The sequence below is a fragment of the Sinomonas humi genome (assembly GCF_000802235.1).
Classification (GTDB): domain Bacteria; phylum Actinomycetota; class Actinomycetes; order Actinomycetales; family Micrococcaceae; genus Sinomonas; species Sinomonas humi.
The window spans coordinates 26,178-32,294 of the sequence record NZ_JTDL01000078.1 but is presented as its reverse complement, the minus strand read 5'-3'; the positions used below and the strand labels follow the sequence as shown (position 1 = coordinate 32,294).

General features: G+C 70.8%; 3 protein-coding genes. 1 reads left to right on the top strand and 2 read right to left on the bottom strand.

The window, feature by feature from the left end; translation table 11 throughout:
• On the top strand, positions 1–3,171 hold a 3,171-nt coding region (locus LK10_RS05035; protein ID WP_043120677.1), incomplete at its 5' end, for a tetratricopeptide repeat protein.
• A gap of 75 nt (positions 3,172–3,246) precedes the next feature.
• On the opposite strand, the gene LK10_RS05030 is transcribed toward LK10_RS05035, so the two are convergent.
• The gene (locus LK10_RS05030) at positions 3,247–4,647 is read right to left on the bottom strand and encodes a CHAT domain-containing protein (RefSeq protein WP_052206976.1); all 1,401 of its coding nucleotides are present in this window, start codon (positions 4,645–4,647) and stop codon (positions 3,247–3,249) included.
• Positions 4,644–6,092 carry a hypothetical protein gene (locus tag LK10_RS05025; RefSeq protein ID WP_043120675.1) on the bottom strand — a complete coding sequence of 483 codons (1,449 nt, stop codon included), beginning with the start codon at positions 6,090–6,092 and terminating at the stop codon, positions 4,644–4,646. Before LK10_RS05025 ends, LK10_RS05030 begins: the two co-directional genes overlap by 4 nt.
• Between the last annotated feature and the right edge of the window lie 25 nt (positions 6,093–6,117).

Sequence of the window (6,117 nt, the reverse complement as noted above, 5' to 3'; positions counted from 1 at the left end):
AGCCTGTACCATCTCGGGCGGTACGAGGAGGCCGAGGCATCGCTCCGCTCGGCCCTGGCCCAGTGCACCGGGCACGAGAGCCAGGCTAACCCCGCTGCCGCCTGGGAGTGGATCGCCGACACCTTCCAGGCTCGTGACCGGCACGCCGAGGCCGAGGACAGCCGCCGCACCGCCGCAGACATGCACAAGCGGCTCGGCCGGGCCGCGGATGTTCTCCGGAACCTCCAGAAGGCCGCGGCATCCATCCGCTCGCAGGGACGGCACGGGGACGCTGTCGCGGTCTACGAGGAGGTCCTCGCCCGGGGGGCCGAGGCCGAATGGGGAACGGTCGCCGAGGCCCGCTTCGGCATGGGGGTCAGCCTGTACCGCCTCGGACGGTACGAGGAGGCCGAGACATCGTTCCGCTCGGCCCTGGCCCAGTACACCGAGCACGAGAGCCAGAGAAGCGCCGCTCTAGCCTTGGAGTGGATCGCCGACACCTTCCAGGCTCGTGACCGGCACGCCGAGGCCGAGGACAGCCGCCGCACCGCCGCAGACATGTACGAGCGGCTCGGCCGGGCCGCGGACGCGGTCCGGATTCTGGCCCGGGCAGCGGCGTCCATCCGCTCGCAGGGACGGCACGGGGACGCTGTCGCGGTCTACGAGGAGGTCCTCGCCCGGGGGGCCGAGGCCGAATGGGGAACGGTCGCCGGAGCCCACTGGGGCATCGGGATCAGCCTGTACCGCCTCGGACGGTACGAGGAGGCCGAGGCATCGTTCCGCTCGGCCCTGGCCCAGTACACCGGGCACGAGAGCCAGGCAGACGCCGCTCTCGCCTTGGAGTGGATCGCCGACACCTTCCAGGCTCGTGACCGGCACGCCGAGGCCGAGGACAGCCGCCGCACCGCCGCAGACATGTACGAGCGGCTCGGCCGGGCCGCGGACGCGGTCCGGATTCTGGCCCGGGCAGCGGATTCCATCCGCTCTCAGGGCCGGCACGGGGACGCTGTCGCGGTCTACGAGGAGGTCCTCGCCCGGGGGGCCGAGGCCGAATGGGGAACGGTCGCCGGAGCCCACTGGGGCATCGGGATCAGCCTCCAAAGCCTCGGGCGGTACAGGGACTCGTCCTCCGCCTACCGCCTCGCCTCCCGCCTCTACGCCAGCAACGGCGACGCGCAAGAGGCTGCCCGATCCAAGCTCAGGCTGGCAGATAACCTCGACCGCGAGAACCGTGCACACGAGGCGGTGGATGTCGTGCGAGGGGCACTGCGGCAGCTGCGCTCTCTCCCCGAGGCTGGCGGAACCAGAGGAGACGCATACGATAAAATCGCGCGGATCCTCTGGGGGGCCGGCGAGACCACGAGGTCCACGGAGGCCTTCGAGCGGGCAATCTTCGAGTACACCCGTGCTGGGCGCCTCGAAGACGCCGTCGAAAGCCAAGTTCTCCTTGCCCGCAACCTGCTCCACAGCCATCAGAACGCAGCCAAAGCCAGGTACTTCGGTGCCATGGCAAAGGCAGCGGCGGGCTCCGACAGGAAGTCCGCCCTCAAGGCCGCAGGGACCTTCGCAGCGCTGCTCGTCCAGTACGGTGAAATTGCAGCTGCACGGGACATCCTCGACGGTGTGGACTCTGATCCGGCTGCGTCCGAGGAGATCCCCGAGCTCAGGCTCGCCCGAACGACCCTTGGTATGATGAACGACTTCAGTCTGGACGGATCCGGGCGACCCCGGCAGAGGGCCTCGCGGACCGGAGACACAGGTGCCTCTGCCCTCATATTGGCAATGGAGGCCCTCTACCGCCAGGACTGGGAGGGCCTGATCGAGATACACCGCAATGTCATGTCTGATTTCGTCGCCCGAAACGGGCTGAGCAATGCCGCATTGGCGCTGCTCATCCGATTCGCGGGGACAGGATACTTCGCCCGGGACCGGTGGCGGGAGGGCGAGGCCTGCGCCGAAGAGGCTCTCCGGCTTGCGGCTGGCCTGCCCGAAGGGCAGACGAAATGGGAAGTCCAGAGTGGGGCGGAATCCCTGCTCGGTATGGTCTGCCTCTCTACGGGAAGAGAACGTGAAGCATACGACCACTTCAATGCGGCGGCCGCTTCCGCACAGAAGGTCTCCTCCCCAGTGCAGAAGATTTCAGGGCTGACTCTGATGGCTCAGGGAATGATCAGCCACCCCTGGGTCACTGAATACGGGCTCAGGCGCGCAGCACAGTTCCTGTACGACGCAGCGAAGCAGGCTATGGAATTGGACCTTTCTGCCTTGGCCGTCGAAGCCGAGACCCTCCGCGCCCTTGCGTACCTAGCACTCGACAAGTCCCAGTCCGCCCTCGAGATTGTGGATTTCGCCTTGGGATATGCCCAGCGCCACGACATGCCCGGATGCAGGCCCGCACTTCTGATGATGAAGGCTTGGTGCCTGAAGCCGCTCGGCGATCCCGAAGGATATCTCGCCGCTCTGCGCGAGGCGGCCGCATCGGCCGAGGCCCAGGGGCAGTTCGAGCGGCTCGGCGACTCTCTCCGCGAACTGGCGAGCGAGACTGCAGAGCAGCCGGGAGCCTCCCGCGAAGCGCTGCTCATCGCTGATTCCGCGGAACGCGCCTACCGCCGAGCAGGGCTGCCCCAGGAGATCGCGCTGCTCAAGCTCGACGTGGTCGATGAGCTGTGGAAGAAGGAGGACGAAGGCGACCGGCGTGAAAAGGGCCGGGGACTCCTCGCTGCCGTGCTGCCCGCTCTCAGGTTCCTGGACAGCGTCCGCTTCGACTTCATCTCGGCCGCTCAGAGAGTCGCATGGCAGCGCACCTATTGGTGGGGCCGACGACTCGTGTTCGATGTCGCTGCGGGAACGGGAGACCCCCAGACGGTCTCGGACCTGATCGAGGTCCAGATCAACGCGGCCGTCTTCGGGGTCAGCGGGTCAGACGGAGCCTTGCACCGGATGGCCTCCGGCCCCGCCGTTGAAAACGGAAAGGGAAAGGTCACCGCGAGGATCGGGCCGATCGCCGAGGCGAGCCTGGCAGCTACCGCAGGCGGGGTCACTGCGATGCCGACGAATGCACCGCTGCCTGTGTCTCCTCCGCCGAACCTGCTCGTTCCCTCGGCGCTGGGAGCCCGTGTGGCCCTGGCCCGCTTCCGGTCGGACGGAGACCTCCTGCTGCCCGCGGTGGCGTCGTGCATCCGAACCTGGTGAGCAGCTCAACCCGGGCGACGTGCCGGAAAGGGGTTCCGGAGGCCGCACACGCAGAGACGCCCTGCCAAGCTCCTTTCATTCGGTCGGCGGGGCCGCCTCGGGATCCGTGCCGGTGTCCGTGTAGAGGGCGCGCCCGGCCTGGATCTCCTCCTCGGTGAGGGGTTCTGGGGTGGGTGAGTAGTGGGTTGTGAGGGCTGCCCAGACCAGGGGGCTGGAGGCCGGGCCGCCGGTACCGCTGGTCCAGGCATGGAGCTGCTGGAGCTGCCACCGCCGCAGGGCCTGGACTGGGTCGGGTTCGGTGTGGGCTGAGTCGACTGCGAGGGCCGTCTCGGTGGTGACCAGCCTGGAAGTGCCACAGGCGTCGTGGAAGGCGCTGTCGGTGGGCAGGGTCCACCGGGTGGATGTGACGGTCTCGGCACCGGCGTTGAGGAGGGCGACGACCAGGCCGAAGGTCTCCAGGGCCCGGTGGTCGGCGCCGCTCTCGCATCCGATCAGTGCCACGCGGGCGGGAACGGGCCAGATCGCGTGTCCCGGGACGTTCCCGGGGTAGGGGTAGGCGAGTCCGTCGCCGTCCCGGCGGAAGACGTCCATCGTGCCGCGGAGGAGGTCTAGGGCGGTGAAAGGGGTGTGCCCGTCCGAGGAGGAGGCGTTCCCGAAGGTGGCGGGGCCGTCGGTGAGGTGGATGGCGGCGGATCCCGGCTCGTTCGGGGTCGAGTCCGCGTGACCGTAGTAGAACAGCCTGGTGGGCAGTTCGCCCGGGGCGAAGCCTGTCGTGTCTGCCGTGTACTCGTCGGTGGGCTCGCCCCGGAGCAGGCGCCCGAGCATGGTGCGGTCCAGTTCGGCGCCGGGCACTGCACCGTGGTGGGCGAGCTGCTCGGCCAGTCGCGCCCTCGCGTCGGGGCCGATGACCTCGTTTCCCGCGTGGCGGCCGGGCCGGTGGGGGGGTTCGAGGATGTACAGGGGCCGGTCCGGTGCCTGCGGGTTCCAGGGCTGGGGGAAGCGGCCGCGGTTGGCGTTGACCACGGCCGGGGCATCGAGTCGGACGGTGACCGCCTCGAGGATGCGGCGCCCCGACGGCAGCGGCAGCAGGTCCCAGGGCACCCGGGCCAGGCTGGGGCTGGGGATGATGCGCAGGAGGATGTCCTCCCCCGCGGCGCTGCGGCGGTCCAGATCCCGGGCCAGATCCGGGGGGAGGAGCCAATCGGCCAGCTGGGCGGACCAGGGGGCTTCGCGTTCGGGGCTCGAGAGGGGCCCGTCCCCCAGCGCCCGGCGGGTCGGGTCGTACCGGTCGGGCCCATCCTCCTCGGCCCGGTCGACCATAGCGGCCGCGATGAGCGCCTCGGCCTCGGCGACGGCCCCGCGGGGGATGACCCTATGGCGGGGATTGTCGGGGTCGTCCAGCCAGCGCCAGTAGCTGTAGGTGCTGCCGCTGTCGGCCATGCGGAAGAGGACCTCGGTCCGCGTGGCCCCGCTCATACGGACAGGGCCTGGGGCACGGCCAGAGCGCCCGCGAGGTCCAGCTCCGCCACCGTGGGCGGGACGGTCCGCTGGCCCTGCAGGGCGGGCATGGGCTCGACGCGGATCGCCTTGGCGCTGGTGCGGTGCCACTGGAGGGGCGATTCGGCCAGGGCCTGGCGCTGCCGGTTGCGGGCCTCCTTGACCCAGCTCAACGCGTACGCCGTGCCTGCGTCCCTGGAGGCCAGGAAGTCGGCCAGGGCCGCTGCGGCCTGGGCGGTCTCCTTCCAGGCCAAGGACGCGGTCTCGGCGAGGCGGCCCTGTACCTCTTCCTGGGCCCCCCCGGCCTCGGCAACGGTGCGGAGCCGGTGGACGGAGAAGGCCCGCGCCGCGCAGCGGCGGACCCGGTCGACCCCGCGCTGGGCCATGTCGGTCTGGACGGTCTGGGCGGAGTCCGGGTGACGGATGTCCAGGACGTCAGTGGGGACCAGCGGGCGGGCGAGGGGGCCGCGGCCTTCGAACGCGTTCCCGTCGGCGTTGGGCGCGAGCGGGAAGAACGCCAGGACTTCCCCCTCGACGGCGTCAGTGATGATGCCGTGGTAGTACGGCACATCGGCCGGGTCGAATGTACCTGCCCCCGGACGGGCCTCGGCCCCTTGGATCGGGACGCGGATGAGGATCTCCTCGCGGGAGGCGTCGGTGTAGGCGGCGAGGATCATGTCTTCGGCGGTCGAAGCCATGCCGATGCCGGTCAGGCGCCAGTCCGGAGAGTCTACGAGCCGCTCGACCTGCCCGTCGGCGCTCAGGTAGGGAGTGTGCGCCACCGGCGCGCCCCGGCGCAGGTAGCCCAGACGGGAGTCCACCACGGTCTCCACATCGGCCGGGTCCTCCCCGGCATCGGCGGCATCCTCCCCGACGAGCTCCGGCTGTACGGGCTGCGGCCCGGCGGCGGCCGCGGCGGCGACGGTGTGCGCTGCCGCCGGCGAGAGGGACCCGCCGCGTTCCAGCGCGGAGAGCCGGCGCAGCGCGCCCAGTGCCATCGGACGGGCTTCGCGGACGGTGACGAGGCCGAACGGGCCGGCGCCGGCGGCGGCGGCGAGACGGTCGACGGCCATCAGCTCCGGGTCGAGGGGGAAGCAGTTCCAGTGCAGGGTCCACCGCTGGAACGCGCACGCCGCCAAGGCCTCCCAGAAGGGGCCGGGAACGAACGGGATCTCGCCCGTGCCCGGGTCGGCGAGGAGGTCCACGGCCGGCGAGCCCAGGAGGTCGCGCAGGTCGAGGTCGCCTGCGTCGAGGTCGAGGATGTCCACTGCGACGGGGGCCCGGACGTCGGTGGGGTCCACTTCGACGCGGACCCACTCGCCCGCCTCGACCGTGGCTGTGGGGACGGGCCCGGCGGCGGGGCCGGCCAAGCGTACCCGGGGCCCTTCGCGGACGACCCGCAGGGTGGGAGGGGCATCGGTCATCTGGCGGCCTTCCTTCGCGGGGTCG